At 74.4% G+C, this 1,175-nt stretch carries 1 protein-coding gene and 1 pseudogene; one reads left to right on the top strand and one right to left on the bottom strand.

The features are described from left to right. Positions 1 to 326, top strand: a pseudogene (locus KBX53_RS33605) (tetratricopeptide repeat protein); the annotation flags it as partial. 23 nt (positions 327 to 349) lie between these two features. On the opposite strand, the gene KBX53_RS33600 reads toward KBX53_RS33605, so the two are convergent. Beyond that, positions 350 to 1,175: HAMP domain-containing sensor histidine kinase (locus KBX53_RS33600; protein ID WP_210863879.1), on the bottom strand; the 826-nt coding region annotated here is incomplete at its 5' end.

Here is a 1,175-nt window from a genome sequence, read left to right as displayed (position 1 = left end):
CCGCGCCCGCCCCGGGCGGCTCGGCACCCACGTCGGCTGCCGCCGTGGCGTCGCCCGGCACCCCACCCACCGCGGTGACCCTGCGCGACAACCGGGACAGCATCGCGCTGAACTGGACGTACCCGGCCGGCAGCGAGGGCCCGGTGGTCATCGCGGGCGGTCGCACCGGCCAGGCCCACAACATCTTCGCCACCTTGCCGGCGGGCACGACCAGCTTCGTCATCTACGCGCTCAACCGCACCAACGACTTCTGCTTCACTGTCGCTGTCGCCTGGTCCACCGACACCGTGGCCCGGTCCAAGCAGGTCTGCACCCGCCGCCGCTGACCGCTGGTGAGGGTGGGCCGCCGTCAGCGCTCTACCGGCAGCGCGGGCAGCAGCAGGCACACCCGTAGCCCCTGCCGCTGCGGCGCGTCGGTCAGTGTGATGCTGCCGCCGGCCCGTCGGACCAACTCCCGGACGATGGCCAGCCCCAGGCCGGCGCCCCCGTCGTCGCGGGCCCGTCCGTCATCCAGCCGGGTGAACCGGTCGAAGACCCGCTCCCGGTCCGCCACCGGGATCCCCGGGCCGTCGTCGGTCACCGTCACCAGGTGGTACGCCCCGACGTCAGGCCCTGTCGCCTCGGCCGCGAGCACCACACTGCCGTCCGCGTGCCGTACCGCGTTGTCGACCAGGTTGGCCAGCACGCGACGCAGCTCCTCGACGGTGCCGATCGTCCACAGCGGGCTCGCCGGCGGCGTCACCCGCACCGGCGGCGACGGGTAGCGGGCGGCGACGTCCGCCAGCAACGCGCCCAGCTCCACCGGGCCGGTCCCCCGCGTCGGCGGCGTCTCGTCCAGGCGCGCCAGCAGCAGAAGGTCGTCGACCAGGCGACTCAGCCGGTCGGTGTCGGTGAGCAGGTTGGCGGTCACCGCCGTCCAGTCCGTCCGGTCGGCGAGGCGCTGGGCCACCTCCAGTTCCGTCCGGATGTTGGTCAACGGGCTGCGCAGCTCGTGTGCGGCGTCGGAGACGAAGGCCCGCTGCCGGACGCGGGCGGATTCCAACCGGTCCAGCATGCCGTTGAGGGTGACCGCCAGGCGGTGGATCTCGTCGGCCGACGCCGGCACCGGCAGCCGGCCCGCACCGGCCCTCCCGGTGATCTCCTCGGCGCCTCGACGCAACTGCTCGACCGGCCGC

It is taken from the genome of Micromonospora sp. M51 (assembly GCF_018070305.1).
Classification (GTDB): Bacteria; Actinomycetota; Actinomycetes; order Mycobacteriales; family Micromonosporaceae; genus Micromonospora; species Micromonospora parva.
This window is presented reverse-complemented; position numbering and strand designations above follow the sequence as displayed.